The following is a 23,000-nucleotide window of genomic DNA, read 5'->3' as shown; positions in this document are numbered from 1 at the left end:
CTTAAAGCGCCGCCTCGATCTTGGCCTTGATCTCATCGAATGATCGCGCTCCGACCAGCTTCTCGCCGTTGATGAAGAAAGTCGGAGTACCGTGAACGCCGAATTCCTTCGAAGCCTTGTCTCGTCTCGCGGTTAGTCCATCGAACAATTCCTGATTTTGCAAGCATGCCTCAAAGCTTTCCTCAGAAAAACCGGCCTGCTTGGCGAGATCGAGGATGGCTCCGTAATGGTCCTCGGCGCGGATCCAGTCGAGCTGATGCTCGAAGAACAGGTCGATGATATCGAAATAGCGATCTTCCGGTGCGCAGCGTGCCGTCATGGCGATGGCAAAGGCTGCGGCATCGATCGGGAATTCGCGGAAGACGAAGCGAACCTTGCCGGTGTCGATATACTGCTCTTTCAGCTTGGGATAGGTCTCGTTGTGGAAGTCCGCGCAGTGCGAACAGGACATGGACGCGTATTCGACGATCGTGACGGGTGCGTCCTCTGAGCCGAGAGCGTGATCGGGGATCGGTCCCGATGCCATCAGCTGGTCCATCGGCACTTCGGACGGGCCATCGTCCTGCGCAAAGGCCGGGGCTGCGGCGAAAAGCCCGGCAATGAGGGCGGTGGCGGCGAATTGTCGGCGGGTGAACAACGGCAAAGGGAAACCTCCTGCGGGAGCCGCCATCCTGCCGCGAGGGACATGAAGGCGACATGAACAATTTAAGTGCGTTCAGTCGTCTGTTTAGGGCGGATGAATGTGGCCGCAAAGAGCCGCCTCTGTCTCACCGGCTCACGAGCTCGCGAGAAAGAGCGAGTTATGAGCGTGCCAGGATGGCACGTCCGAGTGCGCGCAAAGAATCGCGAAGCGGTCCGTCGACGGTCGCGAGTTTCCTCTCAAGCTGCTCGTTGCACTGCGTGCTCGCCGGCCGGTGTTCGATCGCCGGTTCGATCGCAAAGGGGCGTTGCACCAGTTTGACGAGGCCGACGGCGCGAAAACCGAGAAAGGCGTTGAGCCGGTCGCGCACGCCCTCGAGCTCATAAGATAATGGCAGCGCCACGCTCGGATCGGCATGAACGATCAAGGTTGCGGCCCGTTCGCCGTCGTTGCGCGGCCAGCGGATCCGTTCCGGCGCCGTCAGCCCGGCATAGCGGCTGCCGACGATCTCGGGCCACCAGCGCAGAATATCCGCCTTGGCGAGCCCGCGCTTGCGCATCAAAGGATCGAGCGTGCCGCCAATGAGTTCGGCGATCGGTTTTGCTTTGGTCTGAAAGGGTCCCGTCAACGCTTGTTTCCTTGCCCATGACCTGTCGCGACAGAAAATCTCACCGGCACACTTGCAATAGCCATTTTCTCAAGCTCCATGGCCTGAATGATTCAGTCTAGACCGGCCAGCTTCCCCTCGGAAGAGGGGCTTTCCTTGGAAAACGGGGAAGACGCGTCCTTCGAGGACGTGCTCGCCCAGGCTTTGCTTGCCTGGTACGAACGCCATGCGCGCACACTGCCCTGGCGCATCGCGCCGAAATGGCGACGCGCCGGCGTCAGACCCGATCCTTATCGCGTCTGGCTCTCCGAAGTCATGCTCCAGCAAACGACGGTGAAGGCCGTCGGCGACTATTTCGCAGCCTTCACGGCCCGCTGGCCGGACATGATGGCGTTCGCCGCTGCCCCTGAGGAGCAGGTGATGGCGGCCTGGGCCGGGCTTGGCTATTATTCGCGGGCCCGCAATCTCGTCGCCTGCGCCCGCCGTGTCGCCGAGGATTACGGAGGCATGATGCCGCGCAAGGCGGACGAACTCGCCAAATTGCCGGGCATCGGCCCCTATACCTCCGCCTCTATCGCCGCGATTGCTTTCGACGAGCCGGTGCCGGTCGTCGACGGCAATGTCGAGCGCGTCGTGTCCCGGCTTTTCGCCATCGACCGGCCTTTGCCGCAGGCAAAGTCGGAGATCCGAGAGACGCTGCGCCCGCTCGTGCCGCAGGACCGCCCGGGCGAGTTCGCGGAAGCCATGATGGATCTCGGCGCCACGATCTGCTCGCCGAAACGTCCCGCCTGTGCGCTCTGCCCGCTCAATATGATGTGTCGTGCCCACAGCGAACAGCGCGAGGAGGCCTATCCGGTCAAGGCGCCGAAGCGGGCGAAGGCGAAGAAGTTCGCCGGTGCCTTCGTGGCTTTGCGCGATGACGGCAAGATCCTGCTGTCGCGGCGTCCTCCGAAGGGGCTCCTGGGCGGCATGAGCGAAGTGCCGACGGGACCGTGGCAGGAATCTCCGGTCACGCGGATGCCGGCCCCTCCGCTTTCCGCACCCTGGCGCAAGATCACGCCGCAGGTCTCACACATCTTCACGCATATCGATTTGAAGGTGACGATCTGGCAGGCTTCTTTGCTGCCGGACACGCCGGCGCCCGAAGGCTTCTGGTGGCACGACCTTGAAAATCTGAAGGAGGCCGGCCTGCCGACCGTCATGGCGAAAATCGCCGAGGCGGCGGTCCCGGGAGCGACGAAGGCGCGGGCGAAAGGGTGAGGGGCGGGCGATCCTGCTGACGCACCTGCCGGCCGTGTCTCGCACATTCGCCGCATCGAACTCCGCGTCATGGATTTGCGATCGTTCGCCGGCTATGGGGGATGCCATGCAACCAATCCGTCACATCGTCTTCGACATCGGCAAGGTGCTTCTGCATTACGATCCGCACCTTGCCTATCAAGAGCTCATTCCCGCCGAGGCCGAGCGCCGCGCCTTCCTGGAGGAGGTGTGCTCCAACGCCTGGAATCTGGAACAGGACCGCGGCCGCTCCTGGGCCGACGCGGAAGCCGAAGCGATCGCTCGCCATCCCGACAAGGCGGAGCTGATCAGGGCGTTTCGCCAGCGCTGGTCGATGATGGTGCCTTATGCCTATGAGGACAGCGTTGCCGTGTTCCGGGATACCTTGGCGGCCGGCCACGACGTCACGCTCTTGACGAACTTCGCCTCGGACACCTTCGTGGAAGCTCGGCGGCGGTTCCCGTTTCTCGACGAGACTCGCGGCGTGACGGTGTCGGGCGAGCTCCGCCTCGTGAAGCCGGACCTCGCGATCTACCGCCACCATGCGGCGACGTTCGGTCTCGATCCGGCCGCAACTCTCTTCATCGACGACAGCGAGCCGAACGTTGAAGGCGCGCGCCAGGCGGGCTGGCGAGCACTGCATTTCACCGGTGCCGACAAGCTTCGCGCCGATCTCGCTTCAGAGGGCGTGAAGCTTGATCGCGCGAAGCCGCGGCTTGCGAGGGCCTGAGATCCCTCAGGCAGCCAGAGCGCCGCGAACCGTATCGCGCAGGCAATCGATGGGCTTCAGCCCCTCTTTGGTGCGCATGTGCCAGAAGACCCAGCCATTGCAGGCTTCGAGGCCCTGAACCGCGGCGCCGACGCGGTGGATCGAGCCTTCATGGCGTCGGCCGTCTTTTTCATAGATGAGCGAGGCATCGGCCCGCACGAGCGCGCTCAACCGGCCCTTCGGATCGTAAAGGCGCTCGCCCGGCTTCACGAGACCGGCTTCAAGCAGAGTGCCGAAGGGAATGCGCGGCTGGGCGCGTTTGCCCTGAACGACGCTGAGAGACGGAGCATCGGCGGGACGCACCGCCTCAATGCGCGCTTCTGCGGCGTCGATATAGGATTGTTCGCGCTCGATGCCGATGAAATGGCGACCGAGCTTTTTGGCGACTGCACCCGTCGTACCCGTCCCGAAGAAGGGATCGAGAACCGTCTCGCCCGGCTTCGTCGTCGACAGGAGAACGCGGTAGAGAAGCGATTCTGGCTTCTGCGTCGGGTGCACCTTGCGCCCGGTCTCGTCCTTCAGCCGCTCTTCGCCCGTGCAGATCGGCAAGGTCCAGTCGGAACGCATCTGCAGGTCGTCGTTGAAGGTTTTGAGCGCGTCGTAATTGAAGGTGTAGCGCTTTGCTTTCGGCGAGGGGGCTGCCCAGATCAGCGTCTCATGCGCATTGGCGAAGCGCCGGCCGCGGAAATTCGGCATCGGGTTGGTCTTGCGCCAGACGATGTCGTTCAGGATCCAGAAGCCTAGATCCTGCAGGATCGTGCCGAGGCGGAAGATGTTGTGATAGGAGCCGATCACCCATAGCCCGCCATCGGGCTTCAGAACGCGGCGTGCCGACAAAAGCCAGGCACGCGTGAATGCGTCATAGGCGGCGAAATCGGAAAATTGGTCCCAGGCGTCGTCGACCGCATCGACCCGCGATTGGTCCGGGCGATGCAGGTCGCCCTGGAGCTGCAAGTTGTAAGGCGGATCGGCGAAGATCAGATCGACGCTTTTGGCGGGCAATTTTTCCATCATCGGAATGCAATCGCCCTTCAAGATCACGTCCCGCGGCAGGCTCGGCAGAACGCTTGCGAAGCCGGCACCCGGCCGCTTGGAAGCAGTACGCATCGACAAAACTCTCCCCTTCCGGTCGTTAACTACGCTCGCAGAACAGGGTGAATGTCGGGTTGACAAACAGGGTTAACGTTTCCTGAAGCCTTAATTTCTGCCGCCGGGACTGCTATAGAGCCGGCCGCTCCTGAGCCAATTCATAGGTTTGCCGTGCGTCCCTCCTTTCCCATCCCTGCCGTCTCGCTCCTTGCCGCCCTCTCCATGTCGTTCCTGCTCGCCGGCTGTCTCGGCGGGCTGGGCTTCGGCGGAGGTGCCGAGGAAACGGTGCCTGTCGAGCCCGGCACCGCCCAGAAAGGCTCCAACGAGATCGACCTCCGCCGTTATCTCGGACCGAGCTATTGCCCGGATCTGCGCATCAAGGCCGACACACAGACCCTGCGCCGCTACAAGCGCGGCGCCGAAGAAAGCGACGAAAACCTGGTCTGGCAGGGCAGTCTCGGAGAGACCGCGCGCGAATGTCTTTACGATGCGTCCGGCAATCTTACGCTCAGGATCGGTGTGTCCGGGCGCGTCCTCGCGGGCCCGCAGGGCGGCCAGGCGACGGTAGACCTGCCGATTCGCATCGTGGTCGTGAAGCACGACGAAGCGGTGCTCACCTCAGAGCTGAAGAAGGTCTCCGTCACGATTGGACCGGAGCTTTCGAGCGTGTTTTCACAGGTTTACGAGGTGACCGTACCGTCGCCGGGCAACGACCGTGACTACATCATCTATGTCGGCTTCGACGAGGACTCCAAGCGCTGAGCCGCGCGCATATTGTTGCGCGTGACGGCAAAAGGGTGCCGACAAATCTGTTCGACGCGCGTTGTGCGTTGACTCTGTCGCAGCGATGCCGATGATAAGCGGGCAGGCCCTGTCGCGGCCTGCCCTGACGATACGCCGCACGGGAGAGTTTCATCTCAGGCTTCAGGCCTGGTTTGAAACGCCGAAGGAGCAACCGCCCCGGAAACTCTCAGGCCACGGGACCGTGCCGGCGAGCGACACTCTGGAAAGCAGCACCGGCTCTCTAATTGTAGGGAGAGTCGGCGGCTCACCGACGGAGTAACCGGGAGAGGTCCCATGGCCTCAGACCGGGAATCTCTCAGGTCCTGCGACAGAGGGGGCGCGGAAGGGTCGAAGGTCCGACTGCGTTCGAAGTCTGTTGCGGGAGGTCGTGTGGCGACTGATATCAGTGATTTGAAGCGCACCCCTTTGTTCGAGCTCCATCAGGAGCTGGGCGGGCGTATGGTGCCTTTCGCCGGCTATGCCATGCCGGTTCAATATGATGGCATCATCGGCGAGCACCATTGGACGCGCGATCGTGCCGGGCTCTTCGATGTCTCTCATATGGGTCAGCGGATTCTTTCGGCTCCGGATCACGAGACCGTCGCCAAGGCGCTCGAGCGCCTGGCGCCGGGCGATTTCCAGGGACTGAAACCCGGCAGGCAGCGCTACACCTTTCTTCTCCTCGACAACGGCGGCATCGTCGACGATCTCATGGTCGCCCGCCTTGCGGGCGAGGCGGATGAGGGCCGTCTCTTCATGGTCTTCAATGCCTCGCGCAAGGAGATCGACGACGATTATGTGCGCGAGCATCTGCCGGACGGGGTGACGCTCGAGGCGGTCGAAGATCGCGCGCTCCTGGCTCTCCAAGGGCCTGCTGCCGCGGAGGTCTTGAGCGGCCTCTGCCCCGAGGTGGCGGACCTCACTTTCATGCAGGCCGCGCGTGCCGAAATCCTGCTCGGCGATGGCCGTTCCGCTAAAGTGCATCTCTCGCGCTCCGGCTATACCGGCGAGGACGGTTTTGAGATTTCCGTCGCTGCCGACGAGGCCGAGGCGCTGGCGAGAGCGCTCCTCGCGCACGAGGCGGTGAAGCCCATCGGTCTCGGCGCGCGCGATTCGCTCCGCCTTGAAGCCGGTTTGCCGCTCTACGGTCATGATATCGACGAAACCACGTCTCCGGTCGAGGCGGGGCTGCGCTTTGCCATCGCCAAGGCACGCCGCGAGCGTGGCGATTTTCCGGGCGCCGGCCGCATCCTGGCCGAACTTTCCGATGGTCCCCAGCGTCGTCTCGTAGGCCTGAAGCCTTCCGGTCGCGCCCCGGTGCGCGAAGGCGCCCAGATCCTGGGAGCAAGCGATTCCGTCGTCGGCGAAGTGACCTCGGGCGGCTTCGGTCCGACCGTCGGGGGCCCTGTCGCGATGGGTTATGTCGACCGTGCCTATGCCGATCCCGGCACCGAATTGCATCTCGCCGGCCGGCGCGGCGCCGAGCCGGCCACGGTCCTGCCTCTTCCCTTTGTCCCGCACTGCTACCACCGCCCGAAATCAGGAGCCAAACAATGACGACCCGTTACAGCAAGGAGCACGAATGGGTGCGCCTGGATGGCGACACGGCCACCATCGGCATCACCCCCTTTGCCGCCGAGCAATTGGGAGACGTCGTTTTCGTGGAGCTTCCCGAGAAGGGCAAGGTGATCGCCAAGGGTGACGAGGTCGCGGTCGTGGAATCGGTGAAAGCTGCAAGCGAGGTCTATGCGCCGGTCTCCGGCGAGGTGACGGACTCCAATGCCGCATTGGAGGACGCGCCGCAGACAGTCAATGAGGCGCCGGAGGGTGACGGCTGGTTCTTCCGCGTCAAGCTCTCCGACAAAAGCGAACTCGACGGTCTCATGGACGAGGCCGCCTACAAGGCTTTCTGCGAGGAATTATGAGCAGCTACTACGCAACGATCGAATGGAAGGGCGACGCCGAGGCGGTGCGCGCCAACAAGCATAGCCGCGTTCATGAATGGCATCTCGATGCGGGCCTCGTCGTTCCGGCCTCGCCGGGCCCTGCCGTATTGCCGGCGGCCGTGATCAAGGAAGATGCCGTGGATCCGGAAGAGGGGCTCGTCGCATCGCTGTCGAGCTGCCACATGCTCTTCTTCATCGATCTGATCCGCAAGCACGGTTTCACGCCGATCGCCTATGAGGACAAGGCCGAGGGCATTCTCGGCGTCTTCGAGCCGCGCAAGAAGGGACTGACGAAGATCATCCTGCGTCCGAAGGTGACCTTCGACGGCGACCAGCCGGATCACGCGATGCTCGAAAAAGTGCACGAGCAGGCACACGAGCTCTGCTTCATCGGCAATTCTTTGAAGTCGGAAATCGTTGTCGATTTCCGCGAGTGACGCGTCCTTGACGCCGCGCTTCCACGCCTCGCCTCGCCCCTTCAGGGGCGGGCTCTCTGGCTCTCCCCGCCGCTAAGTTTCGGGTTCCATATGCGCTATCTCCCCCATACCGATCAGGACCGCGCCGATATGCTGCGTGTGATCGGCGTCGAAACCATCGACGAATTGTTTCGTGACGTTCCGGCCGACAAGCTTTTGAAAGAGGCGGTCGATCTGCCGCGACACAAGAGCGAGTTGGAAGTTGCCCGGCTGATGCGCCGGCTTGCCGCAAAAAATCGCGCGGCGGGCGACGGGCCCTTCTTCTTGGGCGCCGGCGCCTATCACCATCACGTGCCGGCGAGCGTCGATCACATCATCCAGCGCTCGGAATATCTGACCTCCTACACGCCGTATCAGCCGGAGATCAGCCAGGGCACGCTGCAGACCCTTTTCGAATTCCAGACCCAGGTCGCCGAATTGACCGGCACCGAAGTCGCCAACGCCTCCATGTATGACGGCTCCACGGCGACGGCCGAGGCCGTGCTGATGGCCTGCCGCGTGACGAAGCGGTCGAAGGCAGTGCTGTCGGGTGGTCTGCATCCGCAATATCGCGAGGTCGTCGAGACACTCGCGAATATGGAAGACGACGAATGCATCTCGCTTCCCCCCGATCCGAAGGGGAATGAGGATCTCCTCGCCGAGATCAGCGAAGACGTTGCCTGCGTCGTGGTTCAGTCGCCGTCTTTCTACGGCCAGCTCATCGACCTGAAGCCGATCGCAGCGCGCTGCCGGGAAACGGGCGTGCTTCTCGTCGCAGTCTTTACCGAGGTCGTCTCCCTCGGTCTGATCGAGCCGCCGGGCGCGCAGGGCGCCGACATTGTCGTCGGCGAGGGCCAGTCGATCGGCAATGCGCTCTCCTTCGGCGGGCCTTATGTCGGTCTCTTCGCGACGAAGCAGAAATACATCCGCCAGATGCCTGGCCGTCTCTGCGGCGAGACCCGCGATCGGGAAGGCAAGCGCGGTTATGTGCTGACGCTCAACACCCGTGAGCAGCATATCCGCCGCGACAAGGCGACCTCCAATATCTGCACCAATTCCGGCCTCTGTGCGCTCGCTTTCACCGCGCATATGACGCTGCTTGGCGGCGATGGCTTGAGGAAGCTCGCTCTTCGCAACCATGAGCGCGCCTGCCGTCTCGCCGATGCGCTCGGTGCCATTTCGGGCGTCGAGGTCGTCAACGAGAGCTTCTTCAACGAGTTTACCATCCGGGTGCCGGGCGATGCGGCCGCTCTCGTCGAGAAGCTCGCCGAGGCCGGGATCGTTGCGGGTCTGCCCGTGTCGCGGCTCGAGCCCGATTGTGGCCTCGACGATCTTATCGTTGTGGCCGCGACCGAGACGGCCACGGACGACGATATCGCTGCCTACGCCTCGGCCATCGAGGCGGCGCTTTGAACCCCATGCGCTGCCCGCTCCGCCGTTGTTTTTCATCGCCGCGCGCGATTTTGGAGACACCTTCATGGTGAATGACGAACATCTTGCCCCGAGCCTCGCCACTCTGAAGCCGAAGCGGCCGACCTTTTCCGGCAACAAGGCGCTCGATATTTCCGAGCCGCTCTTGTTCGAGCTCGGCCGCGACGGCGTCTCAGGCGTCGATATCGAAGAGCCCGCGGCCTTCACGCCGCGTCTCGGTGGCCAGGAGCGGCAGGCGGCGCTCGATTTGCCGGCCCTCTCGGAGCCGGAAGCGATGCGCCATTACGTGCGCCTGTCGCAGAAGAATTACGCCATCGACATGGGGATCTACCCCCTCGGCTCGTGCACGATGAAGCACAATCCGCGCCTCAACGAACAGATGGCGCGGCTGCCGGGCTTTGCCGACCTTCATCCGCTGCAGCCGGTCGACACCGTGCAGGGAGCGCTCGAACTCATCCACGAATGCGGCCGCTATCTCTGCACATTGACCGGTATGGCCTCCGTCGCCATGAGCCCGAAAGCGGGCGCCCATGGCGAGCTTTGCGGCATGATGTCGGTGAAAGCGGCTCTTGCCGCCCGCGGCGAGGATCGTCGCACTGTCCTGGTGCCGGCCTCCGCACACGGCACAAACCCGGCGACGGCCGCGCTTCTCGGCTTCAAGGTCGTCACAGTGCCGGCCGGCGCGGACGGCACCGTGGCCGCCGAGATGGTGCGCGAGATTTGCGCCAAGCATGAAGGCGATGTCGCCGCCCTGATGCTGACCAATCCCAACACCTGCGGGCTTTTCGAGCCTGAGATCGTGGCGATCGCCGAGGCGATCCATGAGGCGGGTGGTTATTTCTACTGCGACGGCGCCAATTTGAATGCGATTTTGGGCAAGGTGCGACCGGGCGATCTCGGCGTCGACGCCATGCATATCAATCTCCACAAGACCTTCTCCACCCCGCATGGCGGTGGTGGCCCCGGGGCCGGACCGACGGTTTTGTCGGAGGCGCTCGCGCCCTTCGCGCCGCTGCCGCTGATTGCGAAGACCGAGGAAGGCTATCGTCTCATCGAGACGGCGGAAGATTGTGAGGAGAAGCCGTTCGGGCGCATGACCGCCTTCCACGGCCAGATGGGTATGTTCGTGCGGGCGTTCGCCTGGATGCTGTCGCACGGCGCCGACGGCATGCGTCAGGTGGCCGAGGACGCGGTGTTGAACGCCAATTACGTGCGTGCCCGCCTGCAGGACCTGATGTCGCTGCCTTTCCCGGATCATCCCTCCATGCACGAAGTCCTCTTCGACGAGAGCTTCCTGGAGGAGACGGAGGTCACCACGCTCGATTTCGCCAAGGCGATGATCGACGAGGGCTTCCATCCGATGACCATGTATTTCCCGCTGGTCGTCAAAGGGGCCATGCTGATCGAACCGACGGAATCGGAAAGCCGCGCCTCGCTCGATGTCTTCACGGCGACGCTGCGCGATCTCGTGATGTCCGCGAAGGCGGGCGATACGGCCCGTTTCGTCGAGGCGCCGCGCTTCGCACCGCGCCGCCGGCTCGACGAGACCGGTGCGGCCCGCAAGCCGGTGCTGCGCTGGACGCCGCCTGCGAGCGAGGCAGAGGCCGAGGCGGCCGAATAAGGCCGCCTTCAGGCGAGGAGGAGCACGACGCCGCGGCGCAGAAGATCGAGCGCCAGAAGCGAAACGACCAGGCGAAAGCCCAGGCGGAACTTCTCCTCCTTGAGCCCCTTGAGGATGCGCGTGCCGAGCGCCGTGCCGATGAAGCCCGCGACCACCATGGCGACGAGGAACGGCAGCCATTCGGCAAAGGCGAAGCCGACGGCGACGAACGCCACCACCTTGAAGAGGTGCTGGGCGGTCATTATCACGGCATGCGTGCCGATCACCTGCATGCGGTTTGAAAGAGCCGGACCGACGAAGGCGGCGACGAAGGGGCCCGTCGCGCCGAAGAACATGGTGAGGAACGTCGAGAAGAGCCCGACGAAGCCGAACAGCAGCCGCTGCGCCCCGAGCTTCATCGCCGGCAGCTTCGTCCAGATCATCACCAGGATGAAAAGCCCAAGCCCCGTCTTCAAAAGGGCTTCCGGCAGGGCGACGACGAAACGCGCGCCGAGAGCCGCGCCGATGACGCTGCCCACTAGAAACGGCCAGATCAGCCGCCACTCGGCGTGCCGTCTTTGCAACAATGCCCGACCGGCGTTCGAGCCGAGCTGGACAACGCCGTGAACAGGGATAAGTGCGGGCACCGGCAGAGCAAGCCCGAGGGCAGCAAGCATGGCTATGCCGCCGCCGAGGCCGAGGGCCGCTGTCAAAGCCGAGGTGACGACGCTCACTGCGATGAGCAGGAGAGCGGGAAGAATGCCGAGGCTGTCGGGAAGAAAGGCGGAGAGAAAGGTTTGCATTCGGCGGGTGATCGATATCCTGTCAGCCTGCTCTTCGTCCCAATGGCTGACGATGGCAAGTCGGGCTGGCGGGCGAATATGCGGCACCGTGTGCCGCAAGGCCAGCTGAGCCTTATCGGGCCCAATCGACGGCACCGGCTCGAGGCGTCTCCTCGGTGGCGCCGAATTTGCATGGCGGCGACACAGCTGCTTCAAGGTTGCGTGATAAGGCGGCTCGCCGAATCGCGCGCTCTCATGTTGGGGAATTCATGCCTTCAATCGTTACGCTGACCGTCAATCCGACCATCGATGACACGAGCGAAGCCGAACTGGTTCGGCCGGTGCACAAAATCCGCACGCACCGCGGACGCATCGATCCGGGCGGTGGCGGTGTCAACGTGGCGCGCGTCGTGCATCGTTTGGGCGGCGACGTCGAAGCGATCGTCTGTCTCGGCGGAGCGACCGGTGCGCTTCTCGATGAGCTTTTGGAACGCGAGGGCGTCAAGCGCTCGGTGGTCTCCATCGCCGGGGCGACGCGCATGGCCCATGTCGTTTTTGAGACTGCGACCGGACAGGAATACCGCTTCGTGCCCGAGGGCCCGACCCTGTCTGAGGAGGAGCAGAACGCCTGCTTCAAGCGCGTCGAGGAGACGGAATGCGACTACTTCGTTGCAAGCGGCAGCCTCGCTCCGGGCGTGTCTGAGGATTTCTACCCGCGCATCGCCGAGATGGTGATGAAGAAGGGCGCGAAATTCGTGCTCGACACGTCAGGCCTGCATCTGAGCCGTACGCTCGCCGGCAACAACGTGCTTCTTGCCAAGCCGAGCATCGGCGAGCTCGGCAGCATCGTCGGTCAGGATCTGCATGGGCCGAAGGCGGCTGCCGTTGCAGCCCGTGACTATGTCCAGCACGACGGGGTCGGGATGCTCGCCGTGACGCTCGGGCGCCATGGCGCTCTTCTGGTGACGCCCGAAGAGACGCATTTCTGCCGGCCTCCGGAGGTGAAGACGCGCTCCGCATCCGGCGCCGGCGACAGCTTCCTTGCGGCGATGGTGCTTGCCATTTCTCAGGGCAAGACACCGGACGACGCCTTGCGTCTGGCGACCGCATCCGGTGCGGCAACGGCACTGACGCCCGGCACGGCGCTTTGTTATCCTGAGGATGTGGAGGGCCTTTACGAGGAGATCTCCACGCAGCGCATTTGGCCCGCCGACGCCCAGAAAGCCGGGCGCCGACGCTCAGTCGCCTGATTAACGGCCTGAAAGCGAACACAAAAAGGAACCAATTGCCTCTTTCCGGACTTGTGCTGAGGAATGCGGCGCTGCTCTGTCGATCAGACAGATCGCCGCTCCCCGAGGTTCAAGTTCATTTGAGGAGAGAGGTACATGTCGCAGGATAGGCTCGTTTCGAAAGCGTTTGTTTCGGCAGCCTGCATCGGGCTCGCCGCTTTCATGACGATCGCTTATTCTACGATGGGCGAGGCGACCATGGGCGAAGCCGCCGTCGATCAGACGTCGACCGCCTCCGTTTCCGAGCTGTCGCCGAAGACGCGCGTCGCCAGGGCCCTGGATACGGCATGCGCCCACGATACCTGGCCGAATATCACGCCCGGTTGCGAGGCCGGCGCAACGCGCCTCAAGGCCGATCGGACCGTTCGCCTCACGCATCCGAGCGATGTGCATCTCGCCACCTCGCTGCAGTGAGATCATGCCGCGGGAGCGCCCGCGGCATTGTTGTTTTCAAGCGGCGAATTTGCGGACAAATATCGAGATCCTAAGGCTTTATTTACCGCTTTCTGGACAATGCGACCCTTGAGGCGGCTCGTCGCCGCCCACCGGGTCGCGAATGTTTGTATCTCGTCGTCTTCGCCAGATTTCCTCGTTTTTCGCTCTCTGTGCCGCGCTGGCGCTGGCTGGCTGCGGTCACTCGCCGCGACGTATGAGCGATTTCGAATGCATGCAGCGCGTCATGTATTTCGAATCCAACCGCTCCAGTCCTGACGGCATGCTGGCCGTCGGCACGGTCGTGATGAACCGGGTGAAATCGAAAGATTTTCCGAATTCGGTCTGCGCCGTCGTCGGCCAGAAGAAGCAGTTTGCCCCGGGCGTCCTGTCCAAGCCGATGACCGACAGTGGCAAGCCGCTCGCCGCCAAGATGGCGAAGAAGGTCTTGCGCGGCGCGCGTCACCCAGGCGTTGGCAAAGCCCGCTTCTTCCACACTGCCGGCTACAATTTCCCCTACACCAACATGCATTATGTCGTGCTGGCGGGGGGCAACTCCTTCTACGAGAAGCGCAAGGCTCTGCCGGGCCGGCCTAACCGTCCGCAGGCGGAAGTCATTCTGGCGGCGAAGTTCAACAAGCCTGTTCGTCCGGTGCGTGAGGAGGCCCCGGCGCTTCCCGACGTGCGGCCTGAGCGTCCGATCATGGTCGCCTCCGCTCGGCCCGTCGTGGCGCCGCGCATGCCGGTGCCGAGTCAGGCGACGCTGTTTGCGCCCGCCGGCGGGCCGACGATCGCGCCCGATGCTCCCGCACCGCGCGCCCCGGCTTCCATCGAGGATCTGATCGCCTTCAACTGAGGCCTGCCGATCAAAAAGACACCGGCGGTAAATCGCCGGGTGGCCTTTTCCTCAATCGACGCGGGGCTGGCATAGGAAAGCAGGTTTCCGGCAGTCCGGAGTGCCTCGCCGTGCTTTGCACCCGCGACACTTCGTCAGAAACAGCGGGAAAAGCGCGGAAGGCCAGACCTTGTGGTCTGTCCTGCCTGTGTTGAAGCTCGTCGATTAGAATGGATGCAAGCTCCACGCGAGCCTCTCGCCCTAGCCGATGGCCCAGACCTCAGGCAGGAGAGCCTTTCGTGAACATCCATTCCGTCAAGTTCAGGATCACCGCGTTGTCGGCCGCATGCGTCATCGTTTTGACGGCCGTGCTTCTGGGCTTCGGGATTTACGCCGCCCGCGACACGTCGCGCTATGTCAATGAAAACGTGGATGAGCTCCTCGACCGGACGAGCAAGGAGTCGCTGCAGCGGCTGGCGAATGCCCAGGCCGGAACGATCCGCGCAGAAGTCGACACGGCCTTCGATGCCGCCCGCAATATGGCCCGCACCTTCGAGGTGATGGCGAACAGCATGGGGACCGGAACCCCGATCTATCAGCGGCGTGATCAGCTGAATGCAGTGCTTCTGAGCGTGTTGAAGGACAATCCGCGTTTCAACGGCACCTATAGCGCCTGGCTGCCGAATGCACTCGACGGCAGCGACGATATGTATGGCGATCGCAAGGACGTCGGATCTGACGCCACCGGCCGCGTCCTGCCCTATTGGACGCGCGATGCCGATGGCAATATCGCGATTCAGCCACTGGTCGAATACGACAGTGAGGCCCTGCACCCGAACGGCGTCATGAAGGGCGGCTGGTTCCTCGGGCCCCAGAGGACTGGGGAGGAGAGCATTCTTGCGCCGCTTCCCTACATCGTTCAGGGCAAGTCGGTTTATCTCGCCACAATGTCGGTCCCGATCATGGTCGACGGCAAATTCGCGGGCGTGGCAGGCGCCGATTTCGATCTCGCCTTCCTGCAGGAATTGGCAGAGCAGGTGAACGCCGACACCTATGAGGGCAAGGGTGCCGTCGCGATCGTCTCCGGATCCGGTCTCGTCGTGGCGGCGAGTGACGATCCGCAAGCCATCGGCGGCTCATACGAGACAATCGCCGCCAATGCCGCCGATGACATGGATATCCTGAAAAACGGGCGCGCTACGGTGAAAACCGACGATGCGAGCGACACCCTCAAGGTTTTCGCGCCTGTGGCGCTCGGACGTACGGACCAGGTCTGGTCCGTCGTGATTACCGTGCCGCGTCAGGTCGTTTTGGCCGAGGCCGACAAACTCGCCAATTCGCTGGCAGAACGTGGTCGCGACGATCTTGCATCTCAGGTGCTCGTCGGCCTTGCTGTGGTTCTCGCCGCGCTTGTTGCCATGGCCCTCGTGGCGTCCGGCATCACCCGTCCGATAACCCAGCTCACGGGCGCCCTTCGGCGTCTGGCCTCTGGCGAGGCGGTTGCCGAAATCGCGGGTGCTGAACGCCGCGACGAGATCGGCGACATCTCTCGTGCCGTCGATCAGATCCGGGTGCGCATTGAAGAAGAGGCGCGCCAGAAGGCCGCCGAAGATGAACAGAACCGCATCAAGCAGGAGGAAGAGCGCCGTCGCACCATGCACGCACTCGCCGATGAGTTCGAAGAGGCTATGGGTGGCGTCGTCCGCGGCGTCGTTGCGGCGACCGGCCAGTTGCAGGACGCATCCGCTACGATGAGCTCGGCGACGGAAAAGGTTGCGCGGCAGTCGCAGACGGCCGCTGGCGCGTCTGCAGATGCGTCCTCCAATGTCCAGACGGTGGCCTCCGCCGCCGAAGAGCTTGCCTCTTCGATTGCCGAGATCAAACGTCAGGTCGATGAATCGGCCCGGATCGCTGCCGCTGCCGTCGGAGATGCGAATGGCACGGCCGGCAAGGTTCGCGACCTGTCGGCTTCCGCCAGCCGTATCGGACAGGTGGTCGATCTCATCAAGGACATCGCCGAGCAGACCAATCTTCTGGCGCTCAACGCCACCATCGAAGCGGCACGTGCCGGCGAGCAGGGCAAAGGCTTCGCTGTCGTGGCGGCCGAGGTCAAGCAGCTCGCCGATCAGACATCGCGGGCCACCTCGGAGATTGCAGCACAGATCTCGGAGATCCAGAACTCCACCTCCGATTCGGCCACGGCGATCGTCGGCATCACCGAGGTCATCGAGCAGATCAACCAGATCGCAACGGCCATCGCCACTTCCGTCGACGAGCAGGGCGAGGCGACCCGCGAGATCGCGGGCAGTGTCTCCCAGGCGTCCATGGGCGCGAAGACCGTCGCCGACAATATCGAAGGCATCAACGAGGCGGCTGCCGATACGACGGCAGTCGCTGGTCAGGTGGAAGGCGCTGCAACGACGCTCGGACAGCAATCGGAGACGCTGAAGGCGGTCATGGATCGCTTCCTCAGCACGGTTCGGGCCGCATGACCTGCCGGGCGTTGTCGATCCCCGGCGCTCTCCCGGAGCGCCATCTCCGTCGCGCGCGCGCCTTTCGCCCGTCTTTCCTCTCCGGGACGGGCAGGCCGTCTTGCCCGGGCTTTCCGAGCCACGAGCACCTCGTCCGATCGGGACGAGGGTCGCGTTCCAGAGACAATTGCCTCGAAGCCGGGCGCGAAAATAACAACTTTTAGTAGTGTATCGTTTGTCGTTCGCGTAGCCTTGCCCCGTGCACAATTGGGGAGGCCATTATGCGCACAGCATCGATAGCATTGTTTGCATGCGGTCTGGTATTTGCCGCAAGCGAAGCCAGGGCGGCCTGCGGCTGCACCGGCATGAGTGTCGCCCGCACCTCCGGCAACACGCAGATCATCTGCAGTTCCAACAACTTCGATGACTTCGACGAATGCACCAAACGCTCCGGCACCTCCCGGACCGTTTGCACGAGCACTTACGAATATGTCTGCCCGGTCGGGGTCAATAGCGAGGATTGGGGCGCCGATGAGCCCGAGCAGAAGACGGGCTTCGGCGTGACGGCGACATTGACCGGCACCGCTTCGGAATGCACCTCCGGCCAGCTTCTGGCGATGACCATCACGGGAAACGGTGGGACTGAGGACAATCCGAACATCAACCCGACCGATTCAACAGGAGCTCCGGGTGAACTCGTCACCGGCGTGACGTTCGATGTCGACAACGACGCGACCCACCTTTTTCCGGCCTATCCGATCGGCGGTGGAACAGCGACCAATCCGAAGTTCGGCGGTGACAATTATCGCTGGTCCGACGAAGCCGACGTTCTCATCGAACGCAAGGACGGGCTTTATCGCTGGTGGGACAACACCGACCAGGGCAAAGAGGATAAGGACGAAGATGCCTCCTGGCGCTACAAATTCGTTTCCTGGGTGAGGGGAAGCAGCGGCCAGCCGAGCTGCTCCTGCAGTTTCGATATTTCGGTGGATTGGGGATCGGATGAAGATCCCGATACCACGTACACGCAGGACACCGACTACAGCTCCCGCTGCAACTGGTGAGAGCGAAGGCCTGACAAGAGCGCGTGCCGTCTTCGGGCGGCCGCGCATGTAAGACGTGAAGCGGACCGGCTCGTCGTCCTTAGCCCCTGCCGTGCGCGCGCGTCCTGTAGCCAAATCGTGGGTCGCCAAATTGTGGGCCGGCGCACGGGTGTTGGCGATGCTGTGTCCGATTTGCCTCTCGTCGCAGCAAGTGCGATCGACCGCATTGAACTTTCACGGCGCTTGTGGCAGAGGCCATGCCATGATCCGCTCTGCCCGACCACAGACTTTTGGTTACTGGCGCTTCCGTTAGGAAGCGGCAGGGCGCAATCATTGTGTGACCATGCCGCCGTGTCTGGGCGGAAAGGTCATTTCAAGCGACACCAATCCCTGTCACGGCGGCCCTTCGAAGGGGAAGGCCCGTGAATGTGATCAACAAGGTCGATTGGACGATCCGTGCCGAGCGATCGGCGCTCTTAATCCACGATATGCAGCCGCATTACTGCGAGTCTCTCGACGAGACGGTGCGCACCGATCTCGCCGATCAGATCTCGCGGCTCGCGAGGCTCTGCGCTGCGCGCGCGATGCCGATCTTCGTCTCGCAGGTGCCGCCCGCTCGGCTCGATTGCGAACGCGGTCTGATGCGGGACATGTGGGGCAGGGGACCGAGCGACGGCGTCTCTGCGGAGAATGCGGGCCGGATGGCGAATGCGCCCGCCCTCGACCCGGCGCTCGATCTTCACGGCCTGTCGCTGATCCCGGTGACGAAACGCAGCTATTCCGCCTTCTACGGCAACGATTTCGAGGTCATGCTCCGCCGGCTCGGCCGCGACAATGTGATCATCACGGGCATTTATACATCGATCGGCTGTCTATCGACGGCGATGGACGCCTTCATGCGCGACATCCGCCCGTTCATGGTTGCCGACGCACTCGCCGATTTCTCCGAGGCCGAACACGAGGCCGGCCTCAAGAAGGCGGCTCAGACTTGCGCGCGCATCGTCGATACGACGGAAGCGGTCGAACATCTGCAGACACGTCGCACGCAACGGCCTTCTACTTGGGCGTTTGATGTTTGCTGAAGGGATGGCGCGTCTTGACGGTGATGGGTGCATCGCCGCAAGACGCGCCTCTTTCCTGGGGACTTACGACGAGCCAAGACGCGCAGCGAGCGCGTCGATCTCGTGATCGGCAAAAACCTCGATGCCGTTTGCCCGCAGCAATGCGCTCGTCACGCCCATGGCGGCATGTTTGTGGCCACCGAAGCTGCCGTCGTAGATGAGGCTGCTGCCGCATGACGGGCTGCCGTCGATGAGGAGCGCGAAGGAGCAATCGTGGGTGCGCGCAATCTGAAGCGCGGCTCGTGCTCCGGCGAGAAATCCGTCCGTCACGTCGGCTCCGGATATGTCGACGATCCGGCCGCGCCCGGCAAGAACGTCTTCGCCGCTGCACCCGTCTGCGATCTCAGAGGGTCTTCGCGGCACGGAGAAACCGCCCATGAGTTCCGGACAGACGGCGACGACACGCCCTTCGGCGTGCCATCTCGCAAGCGCCGGATGACGAAGGGGCCGCGCCCCGCCGTCATAACGCACGGCTTCGCCCAGAAGGCAGGCACTGATGAGAATGCGCGATGGCATGGGGCTAAAGGTCTTACTCTCCGCGCGGAAAGCGCTGCGCGTCTTCCAGAATGTTCAAATCCATATGGTTGCGCATATAGCGCTCCGACGCCCGCTGGAGCGGTTGATAATCCCACGGAAAATAGGCGCCGTTCCGAAGCGCCTCGTAGACCACCCAACGCCGCGCCTGACTCTCGCGCACCTCGGCATCAAAAGCCTTGAGATTCCACTTCTCGCGCACAAGCGCCATGAAGCGGTCGATCTCGTCCTGGCAGGCCGGATCTTCCGCGAGATTCGTCATCTCGTCGGGATCGCTCTCAAGATCGAAGAGAAGCGGCGGGTCGACCTCGCAATGCACGAACTTCCATTTGCCCTCGCGCACGGCGATTAGCGGTGCGATCGATCCCTCGGCCGCATATTCCATGAGAATCGGACCGTGCCGGGCGCCACTCGAGGTGAGTGGCAACAGGCTGCGCCCGTCCGTCCAGGGCATGATTTCCGACAGATCGATGCCGGCAAGATCGGCGAGCGTCGGCACGACGTCGAGTGTGGAAACCGGCGTCTCGATGAGGCCCGGCGTGATTCCGGGCGCCGCGACCATCAAGGGCACGCGCGCGGAACCCTCGAAGAAGCTCATCTTGAACCACAGGCCACGCTCGCCCAGCATATCGCCATGGTCGGAGAGGAAGAGGATGATGGTGTTTTCCGCCATGCGGCAGCGCTCGAGCGTGTCGAGGATCTCGCCGATCTTGTCGTCGAGATAGGAGACGTTGGCGAAATAGGCGCGCCTCGAGCGACGGATGTCCTCGTGGCTGATGTCGAACTTGAGGTAGTCGCACGCCTCCAGAAGGCGCTTGGAATGCGCATCCTGCGCACCGAAGGGGATCTCTCCGATCCTCGGCGAAAGCTCCTCGCAATCCGCATACCGATCCCAGTATTTCCGCCGTGCCACATAAGGGTCATGCGGATGCGTGAAGGAGACGGTCAGGCACCAGGGCTTTGAGACATGCCCGCGCGCCAGATCGTAGAGCTTGCGGTTCGCGTGGTAGGCGACCTCGTCGTCATATTCGAGCTGATTGGTGATCTCCGCCACCCCCGCCCCGGTGACGGAGCCGAGATTGTGATACCACCAGTCGATGCGCTCGCCAGGTTTGCGATAATCCGGCGTCCAGCCGAAATCCGCAGGATAGACGTCGGTCGTCAGCCGCTCTTCGAAGCCGTGAAGTTGGTCCGGCCCGACGAAATGCATTTTTCCGGAGAGTGCCGTCTGGTAGCCGGACCGGCGCAGATGATGGGCGTAGGTCGGGATCGAAGAGACGAATTCCGCTGCGTTGTCGTAGACGCCGGTGCGCCGCGGCAATTGCCCGCTCATGAAGGAGGCGCGCGCCGGCGCGCACAGCGGGCTCGCCGTATAGCAGTTTTGAAAACGCAGCGATCGCTCGGCAAGCTTGCTCAGTGCCGGCGCCTTCAGGAAGCCCGCCGGCCCGTCTGGAAACAGTGTCCCGTTGAGCTGGTCGACCATGAAGATCAGGATGTTGGGACGGCTCATACGGGCAATTCCTTAAGGGTCGGCATGTCGGGAGAGAGCGTCGCGCGGGACAGGCTCCGCACAGACACTGCGTCAGCCGAAGGCCGCAACACAAGAGCTGCCAAGGCAAGGGCGTGAGGCTTCGCGCGTGGCCGAGCCGCTATACTTATGAGCCGGCAATGTCCGAGAGATCATCTGAGGCTTGTCAAATCGTCGGAAGAGAGGCATAAGCCATGCCATTATGACCAGCTTCGCTCTCTATCACCGCATGACCTCGGTCCGTTCGTAACGGACCGCGTCCGTCTGACGGACGCCTGAAGGGGCCGATTGCCCCGGGGTTAATGCTGGTCCCGCCACGGCGGGACGATCGGCCTACCGATTTCAAGAGAGCTTTCCATGTCTACCGCAGGCGCTTTGAAGCGCGGGCTTCGTGCCCTTCATTTCCGCAATTTCGTTCCGCTTCGGCATGCCGGCCGCACGCGGCCCGTTTGGCGTGCTGCCAACGGGCGGGTGGGGTTGGCCGGTATCGGGCGCGTAAAGTTCAATCTTCGTGGCGACGTCTTCTCCGCGGTTCTGGGCTTCGCCTTCGTACGCTGGCGCGAGCAGCCGGTGCGTGTCGCGCTGATTGCCGGTATGGTGATCCTCGCCACCTTGGCGGAGGTCTTCACGCCGCTTTTCGCCGGCCGCATCGTCGATGCGATCGCCGCCGGGGCGACTGATCCGGACGCCAGACATTCGGCGATTGTCGCGTTTGTCACGGTGACGGCCCTCGGACTCGCCTCGGTCGGGCTCCGCCAGCTCGCCTTCTTCCAGATCATCACGCTGACCTTGAAGATGATCCGAGAGGTGGCCGAGGATGCTTTCCATCGCATCCAGCGCTTTTCGACCGACTGGCATGCCAACGCCTTCGCCGGTTCCACCGTGCGCAAGATCACGCGCGGCATGTGGGCGCTCGATCTCTTGAACGACACGCTTCTGGTCGCGCTCCTGCCGTCCTTCGTGGTGCTTGTCGGTGCGACCGCGCTTCTCGGCACCTTCTGGCCTGTGATGGGTCTCGTCATCGGGCTGGGCGCGCTCGCCTATCTCGCCGTCACCGTCACCCTGTCGGTGGGCTGGGTCGCGCCTGCGGCAACGCTCGCCAATGCCTGGGACACGCGGCTCGGCGGCGCGCTCGCCGATGCGGTGAGCTGCAACGCTGTCGTCAAGGCGTTTGGTGCGGAGGAGCGCGAGGAGGCCGGCCTCAAGCGCATCCTGGCGAAATGGCAGCACCGCACCCGGCGCACCTGGCTGCGCGGCACGGTCGGTGCGGGCGCGCAGGGCCTGATGATGGTCGTCATTCAGGCGGGTATCTTGGGCGTCGCGCTTGTCCTCTGGCAGCGGGGTGCGGCGAGCGCTGGCGATGTCGCCTTCGTCCTCACCCTGTTCTTCGTGGTGCAGGGGCATCTGCGTGACATCGGCATGCACATCCGCAACCTGCAGCGCTCCGTCAATGATCTCGAGGAGCTCGTCGCTCTGAACCGCGTGCCGGTCGCGATTGCCGACCGGCCGGGCGCGGGCGAGGCGAAGATATCCGCGGGCGAAATCGTCTTCGACCATGTCGATTTCCACTACGGCAATCACACGACGCCGCTTTACCGCGATTTCTCGGTGAAGATTGCGGCAGGCGAACGCGTCGGCCTCGTCGGGCATTCCGGCTCGGGCAAGACGACCTTCGTCAAGCTGATCCAGCGGCTCTACGACGTCACGGGCGGGCAGATCCTGATCGACGGCGAGGATATCGCCGCCGTGAGTCAGACCTCGCTGCGCCGGAAAATCGCCATCGTGCAGCAGGAGCCGGTGCTGTTTCACCGCTCGCTGGCCGACAACATCGCCTATGGCCGCCCCGGCGCGTCGCAGGCGGAGGTCGAGCAGGCGGCGCGGCTCGCCCATGCCGACGAGTTCATCTCGCGGCTGCCGGAGGGCTACCGCACCATGGTGGGTGAGCGCGGCATCAAGCTGTCGGGCGGCGAACGCCAGCGGGTGGCGCTGGCGCGCGCCTTCCTGGTCGATGCACCGATCCTGATTCTGGACGAGGCGACATCGGCGCTCGATTCCGAGAGCGAGGTGCTGATCCAGGATGCGATGGAGCATTTGATGCTCGGGCGCACGACGCTCGTCATCGCCCATCGTTTGTCGACGGTGCGTGCGCTCGATCGAATCCTGGTCTTCGACCGGGGGAAGATCGTGGAGGAGGGCGACCACGCCGCCCTCATCGGCCGCGAGGGTGGCATCTATCGCCGCCTTTTCGAGCGTCAGGCGCTGGAGCTGACGAAGGGTCTCGTCATGTAATCAGCGAGGGGGGGCGCCACCGCCCTCCTCGCACCGCTGGTTGCCCTGTCATGGCGCCGTCGCTTCACTCCGTTGCGC

The 23,000-nt window shown here is 63.5% G+C and carries 21 protein-coding genes and 2 riboswitches; of the genes, 15 read left to right on the top strand and 6 right to left on the bottom strand.

Annotated features, from left to right (window positions below; all coding sequences use genetic code 11):
- Nucleotide 1 precedes the first annotated feature (1 nt).
- Both J2R99_RS02960 and J2R99_RS02955 read right to left on the bottom strand, forming a co-directional pair.
- The gene (locus J2R99_RS02960; protein WP_307152999.1) at nucleotides 2–643 is read right to left on the bottom strand and encodes a DsbA family protein; all 642 of its coding nucleotides are present in this window, start codon (nucleotides 641–643) and stop codon (nucleotides 2–4) included.
- A gap of 157 nt (nucleotides 644–800) precedes the next feature.
- Complete coding sequence (locus J2R99_RS02955) at nucleotides 801–1,268, bottom strand: DUF721 domain-containing protein (RefSeq protein ID WP_307152998.1); 468 nt, start codon at nucleotides 1,266–1,268, stop codon at nucleotides 801–803.
- A gap of 135 nt (nucleotides 1,269–1,403) precedes the next feature.
- Here J2R99_RS02955 and mutY point away from each other — a divergent pair, with 135 nt between their 5' ends.
- Together mutY and J2R99_RS02945 are read left to right on the top strand one after the other, a co-directional pair.
- Nucleotides 1,404–2,507, top strand: a complete 1,104-nt coding sequence (gene mutY, locus J2R99_RS02950; RefSeq protein WP_307152997.1) for an A/G-specific adenine glycosylase — start codon at nucleotides 1,404–1,406, stop codon at nucleotides 2,505–2,507.
- Between the two features lie 106 nt (nucleotides 2,508–2,613).
- Nucleotides 2,614–3,255 (top strand): HAD family hydrolase, encoded by a 642-nt coding sequence (locus J2R99_RS02945; RefSeq protein WP_307152996.1) that lies wholly within the window; start codon nucleotides 2,614–2,616, stop codon nucleotides 3,253–3,255.
- A 6-nt stretch (nucleotides 3,256–3,261) separates the two neighbouring features.
- On the opposite strand, the gene J2R99_RS02940 is transcribed toward J2R99_RS02945, so the two are convergent.
- The gene (locus J2R99_RS02940) at nucleotides 3,262–4,401 is read right to left on the bottom strand and encodes a site-specific DNA-methyltransferase (RefSeq protein ID WP_307152995.1); all 1,140 of its coding nucleotides are present in this window, start codon (nucleotides 4,399–4,401) and stop codon (nucleotides 3,262–3,264) included.
- A 153-nt stretch (nucleotides 4,402–4,554) separates the two neighbouring features.
- Here J2R99_RS02940 and J2R99_RS02935 point away from each other — a divergent pair, with 153 nt between their 5' ends.
- The 6 genes from J2R99_RS02935 to gcvPB all read left to right on the top strand — a co-directional run bounded on the left by J2R99_RS02935 (nucleotide 4,555) and on the right by gcvPB (nucleotide 10,619).
- Entirely contained in the window at nucleotides 4,555–5,145 is a 591-nt protein-coding gene (locus tag J2R99_RS02935) for a hypothetical protein (protein WP_307152994.1), read from the top strand.
- Between the two features lie 130 nt (nucleotides 5,146–5,275).
- A riboswitch (glycine riboswitch) is annotated at nucleotides 5,276–5,379 on the top strand.
- A 3-nt stretch (nucleotides 5,380–5,382) separates the two neighbouring features.
- Nucleotides 5,383–5,502, top strand: a riboswitch (glycine riboswitch).
- Nucleotides 5,503–5,556: 54 nt separating this feature from the next.
- The gene (gene gcvT, locus J2R99_RS02930; protein ID WP_307152993.1) at nucleotides 5,557–6,723 is read left to right on the top strand and encodes a glycine cleavage system aminomethyltransferase GcvT; all 1,167 of its coding nucleotides are present in this window, start codon (nucleotides 5,557–5,559) and stop codon (nucleotides 6,721–6,723) included.
- Nucleotides 6,720–7,091 (top strand): glycine cleavage system protein GcvH, encoded by a 372-nt coding sequence (gene gcvH / locus J2R99_RS02925; RefSeq protein WP_307152992.1) that lies wholly within the window; start codon nucleotides 6,720–6,722, stop codon nucleotides 7,089–7,091. The genes gcvT and gcvH overlap by 4 nt, the downstream gene beginning before the upstream one ends.
- Nucleotides 7,088–7,549: an OsmC family protein gene (locus J2R99_RS02920; RefSeq protein WP_307152991.1), complete on the top strand. Its 462-nt coding sequence runs from the start codon at nucleotides 7,088–7,090 to the stop codon at nucleotides 7,547–7,549. Before gcvH ends, J2R99_RS02920 begins: the two co-directional genes overlap by 4 nt.
- A 90-nt stretch (nucleotides 7,550–7,639) precedes the next feature.
- Nucleotides 7,640–8,980 carry an aminomethyl-transferring glycine dehydrogenase subunit GcvPA gene (gcvPA, locus tag J2R99_RS02915; RefSeq protein WP_307152990.1) on the top strand — a complete coding sequence of 447 codons (1,341 nt, stop codon included), beginning with the start codon at nucleotides 7,640–7,642 and terminating at the stop codon, nucleotides 8,978–8,980.
- 64 nt (nucleotides 8,981–9,044) lie between these two features.
- A complete protein-coding gene (gene gcvPB, locus J2R99_RS02910; protein ID WP_307152989.1) occupies nucleotides 9,045–10,619 on the top strand; it encodes an aminomethyl-transferring glycine dehydrogenase subunit GcvPB in 1,575 nt (524 codons plus the stop codon).
- A gap of 8 nt (nucleotides 10,620–10,627) precedes the next feature.
- Here the strand turns inward: gcvPB and J2R99_RS02905 are convergent, their stop codons facing one another.
- Complete coding sequence (locus J2R99_RS02905; protein ID WP_307152988.1) at nucleotides 10,628–11,401, bottom strand: sulfite exporter TauE/SafE family protein; 774 nt, start codon at nucleotides 11,399–11,401, stop codon at nucleotides 10,628–10,630.
- A gap of 248 nt (nucleotides 11,402–11,649) precedes the next feature.
- Here J2R99_RS02905 and J2R99_RS02900 point away from each other — a divergent pair, with 248 nt between their 5' ends.
- The 6 genes from J2R99_RS02900 to J2R99_RS02875 all read left to right on the top strand — a co-directional run bounded on the left by J2R99_RS02900 (nucleotide 11,650) and on the right by J2R99_RS02875 (nucleotide 18,532).
- Nucleotides 11,650–12,630, top strand: coding sequence for a 1-phosphofructokinase family hexose kinase (locus J2R99_RS02900; protein ID WP_307152987.1), 981 nt, complete (start codon nucleotides 11,650–11,652; stop codon nucleotides 12,628–12,630).
- Nucleotides 12,631–12,765: 135 nt separating this feature from the next.
- Nucleotides 12,766–13,083, top strand: a complete 318-nt coding sequence (locus tag J2R99_RS02895) for a hypothetical protein (protein ID WP_307152986.1) — start codon at nucleotides 12,766–12,768, stop codon at nucleotides 13,081–13,083.
- 235 nt (nucleotides 13,084–13,318) lie between these two features.
- On the top strand, nucleotides 13,319–13,957 hold the full coding sequence (locus J2R99_RS02890) for a cell wall hydrolase (RefSeq protein WP_370872255.1): 639 nt from the start codon (nucleotides 13,319–13,321) through the stop codon (nucleotides 13,955–13,957).
- Nucleotides 13,958–14,235: 278 nt separating this feature from the next.
- Entirely contained in the window at nucleotides 14,236–16,428 is a 2,193-nt protein-coding gene (locus J2R99_RS02885) for a methyl-accepting chemotaxis protein (RefSeq protein ID WP_307152984.1), read from the top strand.
- Nucleotides 16,429–16,688: 260 nt separating this feature from the next.
- Nucleotides 16,689–17,471 carry a hypothetical protein gene (locus J2R99_RS02880; RefSeq protein ID WP_307152983.1) on the top strand — a complete coding sequence of 261 codons (783 nt, stop codon included), beginning with the start codon at nucleotides 16,689–16,691 and terminating at the stop codon, nucleotides 17,469–17,471.
- 401 nt (nucleotides 17,472–17,872) lie between these two features.
- Nucleotides 17,873–18,532 carry an isochorismatase family protein gene (locus tag J2R99_RS02875; protein WP_307152982.1) on the top strand — a complete coding sequence of 220 codons (660 nt, stop codon included), beginning with the start codon at nucleotides 17,873–17,875 and terminating at the stop codon, nucleotides 18,530–18,532.
- A 63-nt stretch (nucleotides 18,533–18,595) separates the two neighbouring features.
- Here J2R99_RS02875 and J2R99_RS02870 read toward each other — a convergent pair whose 3' ends face one another.
- The gene (locus J2R99_RS02870) at nucleotides 18,596–19,087 is read right to left on the bottom strand and encodes a 2-thiouracil desulfurase family protein (protein WP_307152981.1); all 492 of its coding nucleotides are present in this window, start codon (nucleotides 19,085–19,087) and stop codon (nucleotides 18,596–18,598) included.
- A gap of 13 nt (nucleotides 19,088–19,100) precedes the next feature.
- A complete protein-coding gene (gene betC, locus J2R99_RS02865; RefSeq protein ID WP_307152980.1) occupies nucleotides 19,101–20,615 on the bottom strand; it encodes a choline-sulfatase in 1,515 nt (504 codons plus the stop codon).
- 504 nt (nucleotides 20,616–21,119) lie between these two features.
- On the opposite strand from betC, the gene J2R99_RS02860 reads away from it, so the two are divergent.
- A complete protein-coding gene (locus J2R99_RS02860) occupies nucleotides 21,120–22,922 on the top strand; it encodes an ABC transporter ATP-binding protein (RefSeq protein WP_307154122.1) in 1,803 nt (600 codons plus the stop codon).
- Nucleotides 22,923–23,000: the final 78 nt, after the last annotated feature.

Source organism: Rhodopseudomonas julia, assembly GCF_030813515.1.
GTDB classification, from domain to species: domain Bacteria; phylum Pseudomonadota; class Alphaproteobacteria; order Rhizobiales; family Afifellaceae; genus Afifella; species Afifella julia.
This window is presented reverse-complemented; position numbering and strand designations above follow the sequence as displayed.

Coding starts and splice junctions, on each gene's coding strand:
- J2R99_RS02895 (WP_307152986.1), top strand. CDS start 12,766: ATGTCGCAGGATAGGCTCGTTTCGAAAGCGTTTGTTTCGGCAGCCTGC.
- J2R99_RS02880 (WP_307152983.1), top strand. CDS start 16,689: ATGCGCACAGCATCGATAGCATTGTTTGCATGCGGTCTGGTATTTGCC.
- J2R99_RS02920 (WP_307152991.1), top strand. CDS start 7,088: ATGAGCAGCTACTACGCAACGATCGAATGGAAGGGCGACGCCGAGGCG.
- J2R99_RS02945 (WP_307152996.1), top strand. CDS start 2,614: ATGCAACCAATCCGTCACATCGTCTTCGACATCGGCAAGGTGCTTCTG.
- J2R99_RS02900 (WP_307152987.1), top strand. CDS start 11,650: ATGCCTTCAATCGTTACGCTGACCGTCAATCCGACCATCGATGACACG.
- gcvPB (WP_307152989.1), top strand. CDS start 9,045: ATGGTGAATGACGAACATCTTGCCCCGAGCCTCGCCACTCTGAAGCCG.
- gcvPA (WP_307152990.1), top strand. CDS start 7,640: ATGCGCTATCTCCCCCATACCGATCAGGACCGCGCCGATATGCTGCGT.
- gcvH (WP_307152992.1), top strand. CDS start 6,720: ATGACGACCCGTTACAGCAAGGAGCACGAATGGGTGCGCCTGGATGGC.
- J2R99_RS02870 (WP_307152981.1), bottom strand. CDS start 19,087: ATGCCATCGCGCATTCTCATCAGTGCCTGCCTTCTGGGCGAAGCCGTG.
- J2R99_RS02890 (WP_370872255.1), top strand. CDS start 13,319: ATGAGCGATTTCGAATGCATGCAGCGCGTCATGTATTTCGAATCCAAC.
- betC (WP_307152980.1), bottom strand. CDS start 20,615: ATGAGCCGTCCCAACATCCTGATCTTCATGGTCGACCAGCTCAACGGG.
- J2R99_RS02940 (WP_307152995.1), bottom strand. CDS start 4,401: ATGCGTACTGCTTCCAAGCGGCCGGGTGCCGGCTTCGCAAGCGTTCTG.
- J2R99_RS02905 (WP_307152988.1), bottom strand. CDS start 11,401: ATGCAAACCTTTCTCTCCGCCTTTCTTCCCGACAGCCTCGGCATTCTT.